19 protein-coding genes and 1 pseudogene are annotated in these 19,795 nt (G+C 61.5%); 8 read left to right on the top strand and 12 right to left on the bottom strand.

The window, feature by feature from the left end:
• The 4 genes from HHJ18_RS03785 to HHJ18_RS03800 all read left to right on the top strand — a co-directional run bounded on the left by HHJ18_RS03785 (window position 1) and on the right by HHJ18_RS03800 (window position 5,414).
• Window positions 1-3,120, top strand: coding sequence for an efflux RND transporter permease subunit (locus HHJ18_RS03785; RefSeq protein ID WP_296911664.1), 3,120 nt, complete (start codon window positions 1-3; stop codon window positions 3,118-3,120).
• Between the two features lie 57 nt (window positions 3,121-3,177).
• Window positions 3,178-3,558, top strand: coding sequence for a hypothetical protein (locus HHJ18_RS03790; RefSeq protein ID WP_296911666.1), 381 nt, complete (start codon window positions 3,178-3,180; stop codon window positions 3,556-3,558).
• Window positions 3,559-3,699: 141 nt separating this feature from the next.
• The gene (locus HHJ18_RS03795; protein WP_296911668.1) at window positions 3,700-4,125 is read left to right on the top strand and encodes a DUF305 domain-containing protein; all 426 of its coding nucleotides are present in this window, start codon (window positions 3,700-3,702) and stop codon (window positions 4,123-4,125) included.
• 494 nt (window positions 4,126-4,619) lie between these two features.
• On the top strand, window positions 4,620-5,414 hold the full coding sequence (locus HHJ18_RS03800) for an SDR family NAD(P)-dependent oxidoreductase (protein ID WP_296911670.1): 795 nt from the start codon (window positions 4,620-4,622) through the stop codon (window positions 5,412-5,414).
• A gap of 188 nt (window positions 5,415-5,602) precedes the next feature.
• On the opposite strand, the gene HHJ18_RS03805 is transcribed toward HHJ18_RS03800, so the two are convergent.
• Entirely contained in the window at window positions 5,603-7,354 is a 1,752-nt protein-coding gene (locus HHJ18_RS03805) for a sigma-54-dependent Fis family transcriptional regulator (protein WP_296911919.1), read from the bottom strand.
• Between the two features lie 31 nt (window positions 7,355-7,385).
• On the opposite strand from HHJ18_RS03805, the gene HHJ18_RS03810 reads away from it, so the two are divergent.
• Window positions 7,386-7,697, top strand: coding sequence for a hypothetical protein (locus HHJ18_RS03810; protein WP_296911936.1), 312 nt, complete (start codon window positions 7,386-7,388; stop codon window positions 7,695-7,697).
• A gap of 286 nt (window positions 7,698-7,983) precedes the next feature.
• Here HHJ18_RS03810 and HHJ18_RS03815 read toward each other — a convergent pair.
• The 9 genes and pseudogenes from HHJ18_RS03815 to HHJ18_RS03855 all read right to left on the bottom strand — a co-directional run.
• Window positions 7,984-8,548 (bottom strand): annotated as a pseudogene (locus HHJ18_RS03815) (divalent metal cation transporter); the annotation flags it as partial.
• A gap of 197 nt (window positions 8,549-8,745) precedes the next feature.
• Window positions 8,746-9,795, bottom strand: a complete 1,050-nt coding sequence (locus HHJ18_RS03820) for a hypothetical protein (RefSeq protein ID WP_296911672.1) — start codon at window positions 9,793-9,795, stop codon at window positions 8,746-8,748.
• Between the two features lie 53 nt (window positions 9,796-9,848).
• Entirely contained in the window at window positions 9,849-10,169 is a 321-nt protein-coding gene (locus HHJ18_RS03825) for a hypothetical protein (RefSeq protein WP_296911674.1), read from the bottom strand.
• Window positions 10,170-10,628: 459 nt separating this feature from the next.
• Window positions 10,629-11,000 (bottom strand): DUF305 domain-containing protein, encoded by a 372-nt coding sequence (locus HHJ18_RS03830; protein WP_296911675.1) that lies wholly within the window; start codon window positions 10,998-11,000, stop codon window positions 10,629-10,631.
• The gene (locus HHJ18_RS03835; protein WP_296911677.1) at window positions 10,997-12,427 is read right to left on the bottom strand and encodes a YncE family protein; all 1,431 of its coding nucleotides are present in this window, start codon (window positions 12,425-12,427) and stop codon (window positions 10,997-10,999) included. The genes HHJ18_RS03830 and HHJ18_RS03835 overlap by 4 nt, the downstream gene beginning before the upstream one ends.
• Before the next feature lie 129 nt (window positions 12,428-12,556).
• Window positions 12,557-13,408 (bottom strand): anti-sigma factor, encoded by an 852-nt coding sequence (locus HHJ18_RS03840; protein WP_296911680.1) that lies wholly within the window; start codon window positions 13,406-13,408, stop codon window positions 12,557-12,559.
• 10 nt (window positions 13,409-13,418) lie between these two features.
• Entirely contained in the window at window positions 13,419-13,922 is a 504-nt protein-coding gene (locus tag HHJ18_RS03845; protein WP_296911682.1) for an RNA polymerase sigma factor, read from the bottom strand.
• A gap of 34 nt (window positions 13,923-13,956) precedes the next feature.
• Window positions 13,957-14,337: a hypothetical protein gene (locus HHJ18_RS03850; protein WP_296911683.1), complete on the bottom strand. Its 381-nt coding sequence runs from the start codon at window positions 14,335-14,337 to the stop codon at window positions 13,957-13,959.
• 35 nt (window positions 14,338-14,372) lie between these two features.
• Window positions 14,373-15,029, bottom strand: a complete 657-nt coding sequence (locus tag HHJ18_RS03855; protein ID WP_296911685.1) for a hypothetical protein — start codon at window positions 15,027-15,029, stop codon at window positions 14,373-14,375.
• A gap of 194 nt (window positions 15,030-15,223) precedes the next feature.
• On the opposite strand from HHJ18_RS03855, the gene HHJ18_RS03860 reads away from it, so the two are divergent.
• The 3 genes from HHJ18_RS03860 (at window position 15,224) to gloA (ending at window position 17,181) form a co-directional block, all read left to right on the top strand.
• Window positions 15,224-15,913, top strand: coding sequence for a DNA-3-methyladenine glycosylase I (locus tag HHJ18_RS03860; RefSeq protein ID WP_296911687.1), 690 nt, complete (start codon window positions 15,224-15,226; stop codon window positions 15,911-15,913).
• Between the two features lie 139 nt (window positions 15,914-16,052).
• Window positions 16,053-16,658, top strand: coding sequence for a PaaI family thioesterase (locus tag HHJ18_RS03865; protein WP_296911689.1), 606 nt, complete (start codon window positions 16,053-16,055; stop codon window positions 16,656-16,658).
• A gap of 112 nt (window positions 16,659-16,770) precedes the next feature.
• Complete coding sequence (gene gloA / locus HHJ18_RS03870; protein ID WP_296911691.1) at window positions 16,771-17,181, top strand: lactoylglutathione lyase; 411 nt, start codon at window positions 16,771-16,773, stop codon at window positions 17,179-17,181.
• A gap of 111 nt (window positions 17,182-17,292) precedes the next feature.
• Here the strand turns inward: gloA and eda are convergent, their stop codons facing one another.
• Complete coding sequence (gene eda, locus HHJ18_RS03875) at window positions 17,293-17,955, bottom strand: bifunctional 4-hydroxy-2-oxoglutarate aldolase/2-dehydro-3-deoxy-phosphogluconate aldolase (RefSeq protein ID WP_296911693.1); 663 nt, start codon at window positions 17,953-17,955, stop codon at window positions 17,293-17,295.
• A complete protein-coding gene (gene edd / locus HHJ18_RS03880; protein WP_296911695.1) occupies window positions 17,946-19,778 on the bottom strand; it encodes a phosphogluconate dehydratase in 1,833 nt (610 codons plus the stop codon). Before edd ends, eda begins: the two co-directional genes overlap by 10 nt.
• Window positions 19,779-19,795 lie beyond the last annotated feature (17 nt).

A 19,795-nucleotide genomic window follows, 5' to 3' on the forward strand; every position in this document is an offset into this window, starting at 1 on the left:
ATGTTCAAGTGGTTACTCGACAGCAGCCTTGCCAACCGATTGCTGGTGATCATCGCCAGCCTGGTGCTGATGGCCTATGGCGCCTTTACGCTAACACGCACACCGGTTGACGTGTTTCCTGACCTTAACAAACCGACCGTGACCATCATCACGGAAGCCGGCGGCATGGCCTCCGAAGAAGTCGAGCAGCTCATCACCTTCCCGCTGGAAACAGCCATGAACGGGTTGCCCGGCGTCGAGACGGTGCGTTCCGCCTCGAGCGCCGGCCTGTCGTTTCTGTACGTGACTTTCAACTGGAGCACCGAGATCTTTCGCGCCCGTCAGATGGTGGGCGAGCGCCTGTCGTCGATGGAAGAAGGTCTGCCGCAAGGCACGGTGCCGCGCATGGGACCGATCAGCTCGATCATGGGCGAGATCATGCAGATCGCGATTCCGATCGATACGGCAAAAATTTCGTCAATGGCGGTGCGCGAATACGCCGACTGGGTGCTGCGCCCGCGTCTGCTGGCGATTGCCGGCGTGGCGCAGGTGGTGCCTATCGGTGGCGAGGTGCGCCAGTTTCAAGTTCAGCCCAACACCGTGCGTATGGCCGAGCTGGGCATCACCCATGAGCAGCTCGAAGGCGCGCTCAAAGGTTACTCCAGCAACACCTCGGGGGGCTTTCTGGAGCTCAATGGGCGTGAATACCTGATCCGCAACCTGGGGCGCACCTCCAGTCTGGATGACCTGAGAAACCTGGCGCTCACCGCGCGTGAGGGTCAACCCATCTTGATGCGGCAGATCGCCGACGTGACCTTTGCTGCGGCCATCAAGCGCGGCGACGCGGGTTTTGAAGGCAAGCCGGCGGTAATCCTGAGCATTCAGAAGCAACCCGCCGCCGACACCATAGCCTTGACCCGCGCCATCGAGACCGCACTGACGGAGATGCAGCGCGCGCTCCCGGCCGGCATGACCCAGCCTATCGTGACCTTTCGCCAGGCCAGCTTCATCGAGTCGTCGATCACCACGCTACAAGGCAAGCTGATCGCGGCCTCGGGCTTCGTCGCGGTGATCCTCTTCCTGTTTCTCGGCAATGTGCGCACCACCGTCATTGCGCTGGTGGCCATTCCGGTTTCGATCTTCATCACCGCCCTGGTGTTTCGCTACTTCGGCCTCTCAATCAACACCATGACACTGGGCGGACTGGCGATTGCCATCGGCGGGCTGGTCGATGACGCCGTGGTTGGGATCGAGAACGTGATGCGACGGCTCAAGGAAGACCGACTCAAACACCCCGAACACCGGATTCACCCGATCGAGGTAGTGGCACGCGCCACCATGGAAGTGCGCTCGGCCATCCTGTATGCGACGGTGATCATCGTGCTGGTGTTCGTGCCGCTATTCGCGCTGCCGGGCATGGAGGGTCGACTGTTCGTGCCATTGGGTATCTCGTTCATAGTCTCGACGCTGGCCAGCCTGGTGGTGTCCGTGACCGTGACGCCGGTACTGAGCTTCTACCTGCTGCCGCGCATGAAGTCGCTCGACCACGGCGACACCAAATTGCTGGTGTGGCTGAAGTCGCGCTACCGCAGCGGCCTGCAGGGCGTGCTGGAGCGTCCGAAAGCCGCGCTGGCGGCCGCTGCGCTGGCGGTGGTGGTGGCAGCGGTGGCCGTGCCGTTCTTCCCGACCACCTTCCTGCCACCGTTCAACGAGGGCACGCTGGTGATTGGTCTGCGCCTGAACCCGGGTGTGACTTTGGCCGAGACCACGGCGCTGGCGCGTCAGGCCGAGGTGCTGGTCAAGCAGGTGCCTGAGGTCACGCACGTTGGACGGCGCAGTGGTCGCGCCGAGCTGGACGAACATGCTGAAGGCGTTCACGTCAGCGAGCTGGACGTGGGTTTGAAACCATCCGGCGAGATCACGCGCTCAATGGATGCGGTGTCGGCCGACATCCGCGCGCGCCTGGTCAACCTGCCGGCGGCGGTGGCCATCGGGCAGCCGATCTCGCACCGCATCGACCACATGTTGTCAGGCGTGCGCTCGCAGATCGCGATCAAGATCTTCGGTGAGGACCTCGATACCCTGCGCGGCCAGGCAGATGTGTTGCGAGCGGGGCTGGCTGCGGTCCCTGGTCTCGCCGACCTCGAAATCGAAAAGCAGGTGTTGGCGCCGCAGATCAAGGTGCGCGTCGATTACGCTGCGGCGGCCCGCTACGGCGTGCCGGCACCCCAAATACTGAGCACGCTGCAAAACCTGGTCGAGGGCGAGAAGATTACCCAGATCGTCGAGGGCAGTCGGCGCTTTGCGCTGGTCGTGCGGTTGCCAGAGGCGGCGCGCTCGGTGGAAGGCCTGGGGAAGATCATGATTGAGACACCCAACGGGCGCATTCCGCTGTCCAAGGTGGCGACGATTGAGGACAGTGACGGCCCCAATCAGGTCAGCCGCGATGACGGCAAGCGCCGCATCGTGTTGTCGGCCAATGCGCAGGGGCGTGCTCTGTCGGACGTCATAGCCGACATCCGCCGCGTGGTAGCCCAGACCAAGCTACCCGAGGGTTACTTTGTCACGTTGGGCGGCCAGTTTCAGGCGCAGGAAGAGGCGTCACGGCTGGTCGGGCTGCTGTCCATCGTGTCTGCGGTGCTGATGTTCGTGGTGCTTTACAGCCGCTACCAGTCGACCCGGCTGGCGCTGCTGATCATGGCCAACATTCCGCTGGCACTGGTCGGTGCAGTGTTCGGCTTGTGGCTGTCCGGGCAACCGCTGTCGGTGGCGGCTCTGGTAGGCTTCATTACGCTGGCCGGCATCTCGGTGCGCAACGGCATTTTGAAGGTCAGTCACTACATCAACCTGATGCGCTTCGAGGGCGAGGACTTCGACCACAAGATGATCGTGCGCGGCTCACTGGAACGCTTGAGCCCAGTGCTGATGACGGCGCTGGTGACGGCCTTTGCTCTGGCGCCGCTGCTGTTCGAGGCCGAGCGGCCCGGCACCGAGATCCTGCACCCGGTCGCCGTGGTGATCTTCTCGGGCCTGATCAGTTCAACACTGCTCGACACCTTTCTCACCCCGGTGATGTTCTGGCTATTCGGCCGCAAGGATGCCGAGCGCCTGCTCGACGACAAAAACGCCGAGGCTTTCTAGACAATTCACCGTGCCTTTGACACTGCGTCTCTTTTTTAACCCTTGAAAGGTATTTTTATGAAGTTTTCTCAACTCATCACAGTGCTGGCTTTCGCTGCCACCGGAGCCGCGTTTGCAGCCGACGGCCATAGCCATGATTCCAAGCCGCTGCATGGCGGCGCGGTGGTGGAAGTCAAGGACATCGAATACGAACTGGTCGCCAAGCCGGACTCTTTGCAATTGCACCTGCGCGACCACGGCAAGCCGGTCGATCTAAGTAAGGCCACGGCGAAACTTACCCTGCTTGCGGGCACGGACAAGCAGGAGGTGGAACTGAAGCCTGCGCCAGGAGATAAACTGGAAGCGAAGGGCAGCTACAAGGTCGCAGCCAACACCAAAGTCATAGCCATGGTTACTCTGGCCGGGAAGTCAACAACCGCGCGTTTCGTGCTGAAGTAAACCGTAGAAATGCAATCAGCCGGCCGAGCTGCGTCTTCAAGTTAAGACAATGTCAATGAGATGCCCGGGAAGGCTGTCAATTTTTCCGCGCGAATTTTCCGGTAACCTGCCTAATTAACCACCACCAGAAAGTAAACAACCATGACTTCATTCTTCAAACACACAAAGCCAGGATCTATTGCCCTTGTCGCGTTGACAGCAGCGCTGTTGCAGCCGCTTGCGTATGCCCAGTCGCCAGCAAAGTCCGGTACCGACCCAATGCAGGGCGGCAAGGCTGGCTCATCGTCCATGCCCGCTGGAATGGACATGAAAGCCATGATGAAGAACAACAACGACAAGATGTCGTCCATGCAGATGATGGGCAACACTGACATAGATTTCGCCATGATGATGCGCGTGCATCACCAGGGCGCTATCGAGATGGCAGAGGCCGAGTTGCTCGACGGCAAGGATGCGCAAATGCGCAAAATGGCGAAAGACATTATTGCTGCGCAGAAAAAGGAAATCGCCCAGTTAGACAAGTTCCTGGCAAAGAGCGGCCATCCAGTAGACAAGATGAACAAATAGCGGAGGGAAAGTCGCTTTTTCAATGGCGATTTTCCAGCTCCGGGTGGCAACCCGAAATTTTGGATTCGCCCGCTGAATCTGTGGGTAATTTTTGAGGTTCTCGGGTTGTTTTCATTGCAAGCGAGGCGACGCGTTGCGAGCGCCCGCTTGTCGTGAACCAGCCACCTGACCGTAAAACGGTCCTGTCGTCAGCCGCTTCACGTCACGTGACCTGCCCACAGCGCCTCAACTTGGAGCCTGCGATCTGACGCACCTGCGCAGAGCAACAATCGTGTCATGAAAAATCACCCGGATTACTCAAAAACAGCATCGCCATGGCCATGGCGGGCGATGTTTACTTTGGATCCTTGTCAGCGCATCCTGCCAAGAATCGATCAGGTTTTTTGCAAGTCGAATCAAAAGATAACTGATCAAAATTGCGAGGCCTCTACCGCCGCAGGGGTGGCTAAAAACGCTATGAAATTCATAGCTTGCTGCGCTGGTAACATAAGGGCATGAACACTATTTCATCTGAAAACTCCGCGCAGATCTCGTTCGGACTGGCGAGCCGCGTCTGTATCGTCACCGGTGGCGCCCAGGGTATTGGTGAGGCCTGTATTCGCCGCTTTGCGCGCGAAGGCGCTCAGCTGGTCATTGCCGATATCGACGACACCCGCGGCACCGCACTGGCCGCTGAACTTGGCGCTTTGTACGTGCATTGCGACGTCGGCGAAAAAGCGCAGGTCGATACGCTGGTGGCGCAAACCATGGCTGCCTTTGGCCACATTGACGTACTGGTAAACAATGCCGGCATTTTCAGGGCTGCTGATTTTCTGGAAGTGACCGAGGTGGATTTCGACGCGGTCTTGCGCATTAATCTCAAGGGTTCATTTCTGGTGGGCCAAGCGGTTGCGCGCGAGATGGCGAAGGCGGGCAAAGGCAGCATCGTCAATATGAGCTCGGTGAACGGTACGCTGACCATTCCCACGATTGCCAGCTACAACGTCAGCAAAGGCGGCATCAATCAACTCACGCGCGTGATGGCTTTGGCCCTGGCCGACAAAGGAATACGCGTCAACGCCGTCGCGCCCGGCACAATCGCCACCGAACTGGCCACCAAAGCCGTGCTGACCAGCGAGGAAGCCAAAGCCAGAATTCTGAGCCGAACCCCCATGAAGCGCCTCGGTAAGCCTTCTGAAATTGCCGACACCGTGGCTTATCTGGCCAGCGACGCAGCCAGCTACATCACCGGCGAGATCGTGGTGGTGGACGGTGGACGCATGACGTTAAATTACACCGTGCCTGTGTAGATATTGAGGTAGGGGTAGGGCTTCAGCGAGAGTGTTGATTACCCCCAAATTCAATGCTGTCATCTCATTTTTGAATCAATCGTGAACGCGAAGGCGAAGCGAAGACCGTACAACCGTACGGCTAGCGAAGCAGACAAAATGCGGGGTTGATTTGGAAATGGAATCACAGCCGGGCTTTGCTTTCCAAATCATGAGACACCCTTGAGTCGCGTGATCCATGCATCAATATCCAGGCCATCCCCCACGTGGTAGCGCTCCACCTTCCGGTACAGCGTGCTGCGGGAAATTCCAAGCGCAAGCGCTGCTTTGGTCAGGTTGCCGCCGTGCGCGCGCACGGCACGCTTGATGGCTTCGCGCTCAGTATCCTCCAGGCTATCGCGGCCTGAAGAAGACAGAGCTTTGGGGACCAACCCCATCGCCGCACCCGAAGAATCCGCCAACGGTTCTCCCCGGGCCTCTGCCAGCAATTCGGGCGGCAGCTCGTTGCACTGCACGCAAGGTTCGCCGGACGTGAGCAGCAGGCTTTCCACCACATTGCGTAACTCACGCACGTTGCCGGGCCAGGAATATTTATGCATTACCACCATCACTTCAGGTACAAAACGGCGTGGCGCCACACCATGGCGCAACGCCAGACTTTGGTTGAAGTTCTCAGTCAGGATATCCAGGTCTCCATCGCGATCGCGTAACGGCGGAATAAGCAGCCGTGTCACACTGATGCGGTGATAAAGGTCGCGCCTGAAATGTCCGGCCTCTACCTCATTAATCAAATTTCGGTTGGTCATGGCAACCAGCCGCACATCGACGCGACGCGGCTTGCTGTCGCCCAGACGGTAGATCACGCCCTCTTCCAGCGCGCGCAGCAGTACCGGCTGCAAATCAAGCGGGAGATCACCGATTTCGTCAAGGCAAAGCGTGCCACCATTGGCCAACTCGAAGCAGCCTGGCCGCCCTTGTGCTGTAGCGTTCGTTAAAACGCCGCGTACATGCCCGAACAACTCGCCGGCAATCAGTTCCTTGGTCGCCGCGCCACAGTTGAAGGCGATGAAAGGACCGCCCACCCGGTCGTCACCGTGCACGGCGCGTGCAAGCATCTCCTTGCCGACACCCGTTTCGCCGTAGATCAACACCGGCACTCGGCGTAACGCGAGTTGCTGCGCACGTTGCAGTGCCGTGATCATCACGGCACTCTGCCCAAAAATATTTGCGAAACCGCTGCGCCGGGAATCAAGCTCGGAGATTGCTTCGCCAGCACGCGGCACCGTGACGTGCAGGCCATGTGGCAACCCCGAGGTGCGCGCCTGCTTGGGCACCACCAGCACGGCGCCTATAGTTCGACCTTCGGCGCGCACGGGGTTAAACCACTCCGGGCGCAATCCTTCTGGCAGACGCTGCGCCCACTCCTCAACTGCGGTGTTGGCATCCAGCCCGACAATGCGTTGCCCCAGCATCACCGGCAACTGCATGCGTCTGGTCGAGTGCACCACCAAGCCACTACGGTCGATGGCGATCATCCCAGCGGCATCTGAGAGCGACAAACGTTGCAGGCAAATCTCCAGCAACTGCAAGTGCTCGATAGACACGCGTTGGGCCAGCGCTACTTCGATTTGACGCGCCGCCGCAATTGCCAGCGTCAGGTTGTTGACTTGGTAGGTGCTCGGCGGCCCGGAGATGTCGATCACGCCGAGGATGGTGTTGGTGCCAGTCTCACGGATAGGGACGGCGGCACAGGTCCACCCTTTCATGCCCTGACAATAGTGCTCGGAGGCGAAGATGTGCGCTGGCATGCCGGTGGCAATCGCGGTACCAATGCCGTTGGTGCCGACCACACCTTCGCTCCACTGTCCGCCTTGCATCAAGTGCATTTCCTGGCCTGCTTCAAGCGTGCGCCGGTTGCCTTGCGCTTCGAGAACAACGCCCTCGGCATTCGTCAGCAGCATGATGGAACCCGAGCGGGCAAGCAATTCACCCGTGGCCGCAAACAAGGGACTGGCAGCCAACAACAAATCCTGCCGCTGCTGGCGCAATCGTTCTACTGAATCGCCGCTGGCGATCAACGGTGCCCTGGTTTCCGTCGGTTTGACACCAAACTGCCTGCTGCGTCGCCAAGAGGATAAGACGTCGCTGTGTACCGGGGCTTTCAGTAATGCTTCGCCGGCAACAAAACATTCCCAAGCACGTAAAGTATTGCTCTCTGACTGCTCGCCGTGCGAGTACAGAGTTGCCGCGGAAACGGCAGGCATTGCATCCTGTACATCATTCCTCGGCATCGCTTTCTCCTAAGCCTGTTATCGCGAATAGCGATGCATCGCGAACCGTTTGACTTTGCGCGCAGGGTGGGCGAACGGGTAAAAATTACGCTTCCGGTCTGGCTGTTTTCGAAACGCAAAATGAGGGTACCACAATGATCCAGACTAACAAAGTCGCTCCGCACAGCAGCGCCAGGAGCAGCAGCACTGGCACCTAGCGCGCCGAGGCCGCCATCTCGGATGCGGTCACAGAAAGCGTCCGCATCACCGCGCAGGGCCAATACCGTCACCGCTGTAACAATCGCAAGCGGGCGTGTCAGCAACCGACGCTTCACCGGACTCATTCGCCGTCGCACAAATCCCTCCATCACCACCTGCCCAGCCAAAGTGCCCGTAATGGTGGCGCTTTGCCCCACCACCAGGAGCGATCGCAAAGGCCAGCAAGGCCGCGGAGGTGCCCAGCAAAGGCGTCAGCAGTTCATGCGCCTGGCGCAGATCCGTGACTTCGGCGCCGCCGCTGAAGAACGTGGCGGAAGCAAGTATCAGGATCGCTGAGTTGATGAGAACGGCGACATTGAGCGACAGCAACGCGTCGGTAAAATTGAAACGAACCGCTTCGCGCTTGGCACGCGGGCCAGCGTCAATGCGTCGTGTCTGTACCAGCGCCGAGTGCAGGTACATGTTGAGCGCCAGCGCACCGCCCAGCATCTTTGCCAGGTCACAGGCGGAGACGGCCACCTCGCACAGCAGCCACAGCATCGCCACCGATGGCCGCGAATAATGAGCCCGGCAAACCTGAGCCAGGTCAGGGTCAGCAACGATGCAGAGGCGGACGGTCAGGCTCTGCAGCAGGAACCCGGAACGCCAGCGTCGGCGGTCACTCAAAATGCTATTTAATTCATAGCTGCTTGCGCTGACTCCATCGAGGCTTGAAACCTATTTCATCGCTAATTTCTGCCATCCTGTTCGGGCTGTCGGGCCGGGTCTGGAATCGTGGCCGGCGGCGCCCAGCGTGTGCGCGCCGCCGTGCTGCCCCTCATGACGGGCATCCATCAGGCCATTGCAGGATAGCTCAGTCCTGGCTACTTGGCCCGGATCGTGAACTGGACGCTGTTTCCCCCGATCAGTTCCACGGTCGGCCGGTACACACCGGGCTTGTCGCCGGCCTTGAACTGGATGGCGAGCAGACCCGGATTGGGCTTGCCACCGCCCGCCGCCGCCGGAAAGCCGTCGTTGCGCAGGACATCGCCCGACAGCACCGGCCGCCCGTCGGCGCCCATCGGGCTGGTTGCCGCCTGCCCCACGGCGCCTTCGGGCGCAGCGCCTATGATGCCGCCGACAACCTTGTCAGTCGCCGGATCCAGACGCTTATCCTGGTTGGTGTCCTGCACCAGCAAGCCGCCGGTATAACGCGGAAAGCGTGTCAGGTCTCGCGGCGCAATGCCAACACCGTTCAACACCGCCCCCTGCGCGCCCCACAGCAGGACGCCCAAAAGGTGCGGCGTTGGCTGGGCAACCGCCGCCATCTGATAGTCGGCATTGGTTCCCGGCGACAGGTGAAAGTTGGTGGGCGCGAGCCGGGCCGCCGGCGTGCCATCAAGCACCTTCAGGCCTCCTTGCCAAACCGTCAGCGCTTTGCCATCGGCTGATGCATGCGTGACGGTGACCGGGTAGTCTCCCGGTATTGGATTGTTGAATGTGCGGCCACGCAGATGGATCACCTTGATCCCCGGCGCATTCGTGCCCTCATTGGAAATATCCTTCAAGGCCGTCACAACCATGGCGTTCTTGCTTTCATCGAAGCCAACGCGGTACTGCTCAGCAAGGCGCACCGAGCCCTGCGCCCACCCTTTGGTCAGTACCAGGTTGGTGTCCATGTCGGGAACAACAGCGACCGACGTGTTGCGCTTGAACGCCACCGGCAGCACCAGCCGCAGCGATTCGCCGGTACGCATCGCAAAGCCCGCCTTGTTGGGATCCGCGTCGGGCACCAGAACGAATACTTCGTCGGTGGCCTGACCGGCCGCATTACCGTCGAACGAAATCGGCGACGGCGCTGTCATCAAGTCTTGCCGCACCGGTGCTGGTACGGTGCTGCAAGCGGCAGCCAGAAAAGCGACAGCAACAAGCATGGGTAAGTTTTTCATCATTGGCTTTCTCTCTCTCAATTGCTTAAGAATATGCACTAATCGCTGTCAATTCTCGCGGCGCGCCTGCCTGCCTGCCGCTGCATCGTAATCAGACCCCGCACGCAGCGAAAAAGTCGAGCACAAATGGCCATCGCCACCATCATAGGAACAAGCGCAAAACTGTCTGGGGGCGCTAACACGCCGCGCCCCATCCCGATGGCAGCGATCATGCGTGGCGGTCCCCACGGACTACCGCCTACAAAAAGCGGCACCATCACCATCTCCAGCATCATGAAAACAGCACCGGCGATGATGCCGGACCAAATCGCGGAACTCCAGTCAATCGACTGTCGAGCCGTTACGCCTGAGGTGACCATTGCTTCCCCCTTACAGTTAGAAAAACCAATATAGACCTGCGCCTCAGCTATTCTTGTAGGACCTAGCCCACACCTCAATTTCCTGGGTCGCAACATGACACGGGGGCCTGCGAGCCGACGGTGTGACCAGGCTGCCCATGCTCGGTACCGTTTAAAAATTTCGCTCAATCTGCCTTGGATCGGTTTAAAAAAAACAGCAACGCCAGCACCCGGCGTGATTCAAGAACGCTATTAAATTCATAGCTTCCGATGGCGGGCGCACAACCTTGAGTCACACCGCGCCGCTAAAGCCTGATGTGAGGCAGGCTCATTTCACCTGCTCATTGCCGTAGGTCTTGGCAAGGTAGTCCACGATCAGCGGCATGTCCGCGTCTTCAAGCGGCGCCTTGAATACCAGTTTCATTCGCTTGACCATCGCATCAGTGCTTAAGTGAATTTCACGCTGGTTGATTGACAGACTCAGGCGCCGCCCCGCACGGCACCCAGCGCCGGGTAGCCGCCGGGCTGGGGATTAGGTCCGGCGCTTAGCACGGCCATCCTGCCGCGCATGGCGGCGACCTCCACCGTCTGGCTGGCGATGATGTCTTCGGCAAGCTGGCGCACCATCGGGTCGCGCCCATGGATCAGCACCAGGCGCGCCATCTCCACAGCGCCCTCGTGGTGGGGAATCATCATGGCGAGAAAGTCGGTATCGGGCTTGCCGGTGTAGCCCGGGCTGTGCATGTCGTTCATCATGCGGGCCATGCCGGTGTTCATTTCGGCCTCGAAACCTGTTTTTGCGCCGCCACCCTGGCCACCACCTGCGGCCTGATGCGCGCTGTGGTCGGTCATGCCGTCTGCCCCTTGGTGCCGGGCCGCACATAGACCAGATTAATGCTTTTTTTGTTGCGCAATTCGCCTGATGGCAGTTTCAGGGAACCGAGCGGAATCTGGGTGATGAGCTTGGGCTCCAGCGGCGTTGAAACATCGAAGGCCGAACACACGACCTGGCCGGCGTTGGGTGTGCCCGGCAGCTCATCCTGCTCGTGTGCCACGTACAGCAGGTTATTGGCCGGGTTGGTCCACAGGCCATGCGCTTCACGCCCGCCGGTATAGACCATGCCGACCACCTTCTGCTGCGCTGCCGGTACCGAGCGGTCAATGATCGCGAGGCGACTCGACGCGGCGCCGTTGGGCCCACCATCGTCTACCCGCGCCAGGCTCATGTAGGTCGCCTCACCACGGGCGTTGTCAACGAACTCAAGGTGGTTGGGCCGTGCCATCTCACCGAGCGGCAGTGTTGCCAGCACCGTGCCCGGATCTTTCACCGAAACGATCGACACCGCGTCAGCCAACTTGTGCGACAGCCACATCTGGCTGCCATCGGGCGAGAGTTTTTGAAATGGCGTGAACGCAGGTTTGTCCTGCGCGCTCAGATCAACCAGCCGCAAACGCTTGGGCCGTGAATAACCTTTTGAATCGGGGTTCACCTGAAAAATTTCAAGCTGCGCCACCTTCTGGCTGATGACGAAGGCCAGCGCACCGTCCTTGGAAAACCATACCTGTGCGGGGCCGTTGATCGTGGGCACATAAGCCCGCAGCGCGCTGGCCGGCACGCCGTTTCCTTGCCCGCTCAATTGCCGGGTTGCCTGCTCCACGTCAAGAATGGCGATGCGGTCTTCTCCGCGCAGGGTCACCCACAGCTCGCGGCCATTGCGCGTGAAGGTTGGTTCATGCGGCTCGCGGCCCAGCAGGATGCCGCTTGACAATCGCTCGGGGTTGGTCGTGGGCCCGGCCTGTGGATTGGCTACGTTGCCAAGCACACGCCGATTCACCGCATCAATCAGGTAGATGTTGCTGCTGCCCCGGCCCGAGGTGGCCAGCAGCGTGCCGTCGGGGTTGGGCACGGCACCGTGCGCGTCAACGCAGCCGTGGTACAGCGGCTTGTGGATCATGGCCGCATGCGTGGGCATGACGCCGCCGGTGACGAAGCGAAACGGCGGGCGAGCGTCCTCGTCGAAACTGGTCAGGTTGACGGTGGTATCGACCTTGTTGCTCATCGGGTCGATCACGCTGAGGGTGTTCGAGTCTTCATTGGTGATGAAGACACGGTCAACCGGGGCGATGTCAGGCGACGAGGCGGCTGCTGCTGCTGCTGCTGCGGGAGCAGTCTTTTCCGAGGGGGCTTGCGCCATAGCCCATGGCGCCGCTGCGGCGGCGGGCAGCGCTGCAGCGATCTTCAAAAAATCGCGGCGTGCGTTGTTCAGTTCTTCGTTCATAGGAACCTTTTAGGTTGAGTGGTTGAGTAAGCTCTGTATACAAGAGGGGCCGCTACAGTGTTTTGTTCAAAATGCGCGTTTGGCTGTAAGGTTTCTTCGCCGCCCATGGCGCTGCCTGCAGCTGCACGCTCAGCGCGAGATACCAATTTGCCGGTACACCTCGCCCGAGACCCGGGCCAATTCGGCCTGGTCGGCATCCGCCGAGATGGCGTAGCCGAACGGTCCATTCACCCAGTAGAAGACATTGACCTTGCCTTCCTGGGCAAAGCGGAAAGCCGTCTCCTGGTTTTTTCTACCCTGCAACCCCGCGCCCGCATCAGCGACCTCGTTCGAGACATACAGCGTGAGTTTGGCACCGGCGTTGTCGTGGTACATGAATTGCGCCACCGGTCCTTGGCTGCCGGGCAACAGCCGGCCACCCTCCAGCGCATAGCCAAGCGCCTGCAGATGAGGTGGCTTCATGGGCGCGCCCATGCGCTTGGACAACCAGGCCACCAGCTGGTCTTCCTGGTCCGCACCGACTTCAACGGCACGCCGCTGATCCGGGCTGTACACCGCATGCGCAATGGCTGCGCGCTGCGCAAAACCGGTTGCCGCTGCCACCGTGATCGCACCAGGTGTGCGCTGCGCCAGCAGGCTGGGTCCAGGCTCGGCCCCGACGCCACCGCGCAGCCCCCAGCCCGCCGCACCGCTGACTACCGCTATCGCGATGCCAGCAGCCAGGCGCTGCAGATACCAGGGTGAGCGCGGCGTGGCCGCCTGTCTCAGCCGCTGCGGCAAGGGCTCGTCCAGCACCGGATCAAACAGGGCGCGCAGTTCGCGTTTGTGCGCGAGGTAGCTATCGGCGCGCTGCGCTTCTTCGGGACGCTGGGCCAGATAAGCCTCCATCTCGCGCTGTCGCTCGGGCGTGAGTTGCCGGTCAACACAGGCTTGCAGGTCGGCTTCGCTGGCCGGTGGATGGGGGGGGCGGGTCTGATTCATGGTGTTCTTTTCAATTGACGACTTTCAGCCGCACTGGGTCGGGTCGGCCCTCCAGCAGCGAGCGCAGCCGCTCGCGCCCACGCGACAGGCGTGACATGACGGAGCCGATGGGAATGCCCAGAGTCTGGGCGACTTCGGCGTAGCTCATATCCTCCAGCGTGATCAGCAATATGATCTCCTTTTGCTCAATGGGCAACCGCTCCAGCGCGGTCTGCAGATCCAGCACTTCCAGGCGGTCGCCCTGCGTGGCGGCTACCGGCGCCTCAGGCGTATCGTCATCCAGGGTCACGGTAGAGAGCTTGGGCCGGCGCACACCATCGACGTGAAGGTTGTGCATGATTCCGAATAGCCAGGCGCGCATATCGGTCACACCGCGCCACAGGGCGGATTTGGCGCAGGCGCGTTCCAGCGTGTCTTGCACCAGATCGTCTGCGTCGTCGCGGTTACCGGCCAGCGCCCGCGCGTAGCGGCGCAGGCGCGGCACCCAGGTCAGCAGTTGCTGGTCGTTGTCCATAGCCGTGGCAGGCAGGCGGCAGGCGGCGCGTCGCTCATTCCTTGATGGTATGCCACACGTCCTTGAAGTTGTCGCCGCTGCGATCACCGGCCTTCTGGTCGGCCTGGTAGGTGTACACCGGCCTGCCCTTGTAGGCCCATTGCTGCGTGCCGTCGTCGCGCTTGACGATGCTGTAGTCGCCACCCGCTGGCTCGGACGCAGCGGCCATCAGCGGCGGCCACAGCGCGGCGCAAGGGCCGTTGCAGGCGCTCTTGCCGCTGTTGGCCATGTCCTTGTCGAAAGTATAGAGCGTCATGCCGGCAGCATTGACCATCACGCCGTTGGCGCTCTTGATGGGGGCTTGCGCGTGGGACGCTGTGGCGAAAAAGGAGGCCGCAGCGGCAAGGGCGATGGTGGGGAGAAAATGGTTGTTCATGGCATGCTTTCAGTTGATGGGCGAGGCGGCCTGGCTCATGGGTTGATGAAAAAGCTGGCCTGGCGAACATTGGAGGCCAGGCCGAAAGCCTTGAGGTCTTTCTCGTCACAGATGCCATTGCCATCGGCATCGGGCACTACGTTGGGCGCGTCATTGAAAACACCATCGCGGTCCTTATCCGCGGCAATGGCGGCGTAGACCGTGCTTTGCGTGTTGACTCCAAAATTGGGTGCACCCACGATCCAGGTATCCCAAAGCTGGCTCTTCGCAGTTTCCCGATGGGTCACTCCGGTGAGGTTGAAAAGATTCGCGACGTTCTGGCACGACTGTGCGCCGACGGTGGCGGTGGACACCAGGACGATCAGGCCCGGCATCCGGTCGTCACGGCCTGGGGAAAACGTCCCCGGCATCGGCGGGACATTGTTGTGTGCGCCCGGCCCGGTCAGCTGGAAGCCGGTGAAGCCAGTTCGCTCCAGCGGCACGTCAAAATCGATGGCGAGGTCAACAAACCAGCCGAAACCGCCCACGCCGACCCGCTGTCCGTTCACCGGCGCAAACATCTTGATCTCGGCATCTTGGGCCTGACTCGCCAGGGGCACAAGGCACACGGCGGCGAGCGCGGCAGCCGTGGCGGAGCGAAGGGTATTCGACCATGCGCAAGCGCAAGCGGTGGGAGAGAGGGTTTTAAACATGAAAATATCCTGTTTGAAAGAGGGTTTGGACTCGGGTTGCAGGCAGCGGAATTCGCCTGACACTGAGGTAGACGGGGTCAACTCGCGATTTATTCCGCCCAACAGCATTTTTTTATCTCGGACCGCCAGCGCCACCCGTCAGGACCGTGGGTTGTATCGGATACCGGCGTCCCATCCCGTGCCTAAAATCCAGCATGCCCCGTGACACCGCCACAACCACAACAACCGCCAAAAGCACCGCGCCGACAACTCCGGCTGCCACCGGACTTTTCACCGACGACGCCCGCACCACCCACTGCGCCTGGTGCCAGGCCACACCGCTTTACCGCCACTACCACGATACCGAGTGGGGCTTTCCAGTGGCGGACGAGCGCCGGCTGTTTGAGAAAATTTGCCTGGAAGGTTTTCAGGCAGGCCTGAGCTGGCTCACCATTTTGAACAAACGCGAGGCCTTCCGAAGCGCTTTTGCCAACTTTGAAGCCGAGCAGGTCGTGCGGTTTGATCAAAGCGATATCCAACGCCTGCTGGACGATGCGGGTATCGTGCGACACGCCGGCAAGATCGCCTCCACCATCAACAACGCCCGGCGCGTGCTGGAATTGCGCCGCGAATTCGGCTCGCTGGGCGCGTTTGTGTGGCGGCACGAACCCTCTTGCGCCAGCCGGCCGGAACGCATCACGCATGAGAGCGTGCGGGCCATGCCGACATCACCCGCTTCGGTGGCGCTGTCCAAAGACCTCAAGAAACGCGGCTGGACGTTTGTCGGGCCGACCACGATGCAGGCCTTTATGCAGGCCATGGGGCTGGTCAACGACCACCTTGAAGGCTGCGCCAGCCGCGCCGCTGCACTGGCTGCGCGAGCTGCATTTACGCCGCCGCAGTAGCGCTATTTAGGCAGGAATGTCGCCGACAGGCACAGCAGCGCCAACTGCCGATTGGCCGAAGGCCTGGGGGTCAGCGTGGTGGCACTGATCTTCATGCCACGCGCCGACAATCATTGCATACACAACTTTATTGATTCTCATGACCCAGCCCAACTCCCTCAATGAGACCGTGAACCAGACTTTGGGCGAGACCCTGCATCACTGGATAGAACAAGGCACTGCGGTGCGCGCCCGCGTGCTGGCCGGCGGTGGCAAGCCGGGTATTGCCAGCCTTGAGCAGATCGCCGGCAAAACCGGCCTGGAAATCATGCAGGCGATGTTGGCAGGCGTTCTGCCCTACCCGCACATTGCCAACACGCTGGACTTCGCCCTGGTAGAAGTAGAGCGCGGCAAAGCCATCTTTCAGGGTAGCCCGCAGCTCAAGCACTACAACCCCATGGGCAGTGTGCATGGCGGCTGGTACGCCACGCTGCTTGATTCGGCCGTAGGCTGCGCCGTGCATACGATGCTGCCGGCGGGCCGGACCTACACCACCGCCGAGCTGAGCCTCAACATCGTGCGCGCTGCCTCGCACAAAAGCGGACCTCTGCGCGCCATCGGCAGCGTCATTCACTGCGGCCGGCAGCTGGCCACGGCCGAGGGCCGCATCGTCGGGGCCGACGGCACGCTGTACGCCCACGCCACCACGACTTGCCTCGTGCTTGAGCTGCCACCGCCGCGCCCAACCCGGGCCACCGCGCAATAAAACGCGGTCATGCAGGCTTTTGCGCCAAACTGCGACACGGCAACACCTGACGAGCGAGATTGGCGACAATCACGTCGCACTTCATCCCTCCATCATCACCAGGAAATTCATCATGCGACTTCTTCACACCATGCTGCGCGTTGGCAACCTCCAGCGCTCCATCGACTTCTACACCCAGGTGCTGGGCATGAAGCTGCTGCGCACCTCGGAAAACTCCGAATACAAATATTCGCTGGCCTTTGTCGGCTATGAAGGCAACCCGGCCCAGGCCGAGATTGAGCTGACCTACAACCACGGCACGGACAGCTATGAGATGGGCACGGCCTATGGCCATATCGCGCTGGGCGTGCCCGACGCCTACGCCGCCTGCGAAAAAATCAAAACGGCCGGCGGCAAGGTCACCCGCGAAGCCGGTCCGGTCAAGGGCGGCAACACGGTGATTGCTTTTGTGACCGACCCGGACGGCTACAAGATCGAATTGATCCAGCGCGCTGAAGGCGCCGGCGGCGCGGGTCTGCGCTAGGCAGCAGCGGTATTACGTTCGCTATCTTTTTAATAGCTGCTTGCGCCCGTGCTGATTGGGCTAGAGGCCTATTTCATCTCTAAATCCAGGAAATTGAGCTGAAAATGTGGCTCAACCGCCCCGTCGCGCCAGCTGGCAGGCCTGCTGCGCCAGCGTGGTGATTTGCGCCCAGTCGCCGCGCGCTAGCGCATCGGCCGGGGTCAGCCATGAGCCACCCACGCAAGCCACGTTGGGCAGCGCCAGAAACTCCGCGGCATTGGCGATGGATACCCCCCCAGTCGGGCAAAACCGCACATCACCAAACGGCCCGCTCCAGGCTTTCAGCATGGCGGGTCCGCCAGCCTGCAGGGCGGGGAAAAATTTGAGCGCGCTCAAGCCGTCTTGCTGCGCCATCATGATTTCGCTGCCGGTAGCCACGCCGGGCAGCAATGGCAACCCGGCATCACGACAGGCCTGGCCCACCGCATGGGTGTAGCCCGGGCTGACGGCAAAGCGCGCGCCGGCCATGGCGCAGGCCTGCGCGTCGGCGGCGCTGCGCACTGTGCCGGCGCCGACCACCGCCTCGGGGACGTCACGCGCGATTGCCTCAATGCAGGCCAGCGCCTGCGGGGTGCGCAAGGTGACTTCCAGCATGCGGATGCCGCCCGCCACCAGCGCCCGCGCCAGCCGCACGGCTTGCCCGACATCGTTCAGCACGATGACCGGAATCACAGGCGCATCGCGCATCACCTGCAAGGCGCTCAGTTGGACGCTGATATTGAGATTTACATCCATGACAAAGCGCCTTCTTCAGCCGTCAGCGCATGGCGCCGCATGCCGCTAAACAAGCCCCGGCCCATGCCGATAGCATTGCGCTGGCGCAATTCTTCGGGCATGACTGCAAGCGGCCTCGCCGCCCATTCGGCATCAGGCAGCAACACCTGCAACTCGCCGGTCAGCGCATCGACGCGTATCACATCGCCGTCGCGCACTTTGGCCAGCGGGCCACCGGCAGCCGCCTCTGGAGAGACGTGGATGGCAGCCGGCACCTTGCCCGATGCGCCGCTCATGCGCCCATCGGTCACCAGCGCGACCTTGAAGCCCTTGCCCTGCAATACCGCCAGCGGTGGCGTGAGCTTGTGCAGTTCGGGCATGCCGTTGGCCTGCGGGCCTTGCCAGCGCACCACGCACACCACATCACACGCCAGTTCGCCCGCGTTAAACGCCGCATGCAAGGCCTCTTGCGAATCAAACACGCGGGCCGGCGCCTCAATCACATGGCGGTCATCGGGAACCGAGGACACCTTGATGACGCTGCGGCCGAGGTTGCCTTGCAGCAGCTTGAGCCCGCCGGTGGCGCTGAACGGCGCGGCGACGGAACGAACTATCGTTTCGTCTTTGGAGTTGCCTGCGTCATGCCAGACCAGCGAGGGCCCCGCCAGCGACGGCTCGGCAAGCGCCGGCTCGCGGGTGTATTCGCGGATGCCGCCTTGGCGCACCGTCAGCACGTCTTCGTGCATCAAACCGGCATCAAGCAATTCGCGAATCACCAGCCCGGTGCCGCCCGCTGCCTGGAACTGGTTCACGTCGGCGCTGCCGTTGGGGTAGACATGCGTCAGCAGCGGCACGACGTCTGACAGGGCCGAAAAATCATTCCAGTCGATCACGATGCCGGCAGATTGCGCCACCGCGACCCAGTGAATCAGGTGGTTGGTAGAGCCGCCCGTGGCCAGCAGGGCCACCATGGCGTTGACGATGGCGCGTTCATCAACAATTTCCCCAATCGGAGCAAAGCGTTTCGCCTTGACAATGCCCAGCACGGTGCGCGCCGCTTCGCGCGTCAGCTCGTCGCGCAATGTGCCACCGGGCGCCACAAAAGCGGTACCGGGCACATGCAGGCCCATGGCCTCGAGCAGCATTTGGTTGCTGTTGGCTGTGCCGTAAAAGGTACAGGTGCCGGGGCTGTGATAGCTCTTGAGTTCGGCATCGAGCAAACCCTCGCGTCCGATCAGGCCCTGCGCGGCCAGCTCGCGCACCCGGGCTTTTTCCTTGTTGGGCAGGCCCGACGGCATGGGCCCGGCCGGCACGAACACCGTAGGCAGATGGCCAAACTGCAGCGCGCCAATCAGCAGGCCGGGCACGATCTTGTCGCAGACGCCGAGCATCAGCGCCGCGTCAAACATGTCGTGCGACAGCGCCACCGCCGTCGCCATGGCGATCACATCGCGGCTGAACAAACTCAGCTCCATGCCGCTGGTGCCTTGCGTCACGCCGTCGCACATGGCGGGCACACCGCCCGCCACTTGCGCGGTGGCGCCCTGCTTGCGCGCCTCGTCCTTGATCAGCGCGGGATAGCTTTGCAGCGGCGTGTGCGCCGACAGCATGTCGTTGTAGGCGGTGACGATGCCGATGTTGGGTGCGCGTTCGGTCAGTATCTTGAAGCGGTCGTCCAGCGGCATGCCGGCAACGGCATGCGCCAGATTGGCGCAGCCCATGCGGTCCGGGCTGGGGGCGCGGCCGCTGTCGGCGTGCAACTGCGCCAGGTAAGCGCTGCGGGTGGGAGCGCTGCGTTCAGCAATGCGCGCCGTGATGTCTGAGACTGCGGAATGAATCGCCATGGGATGTCACCTCAAAT

It is taken from the genome of Polaromonas sp., assembly GCF_012927455.1.
Taxonomy (GTDB): Bacteria; Pseudomonadota; Gammaproteobacteria; order Burkholderiales; family Burkholderiaceae_C; genus Polaromonas.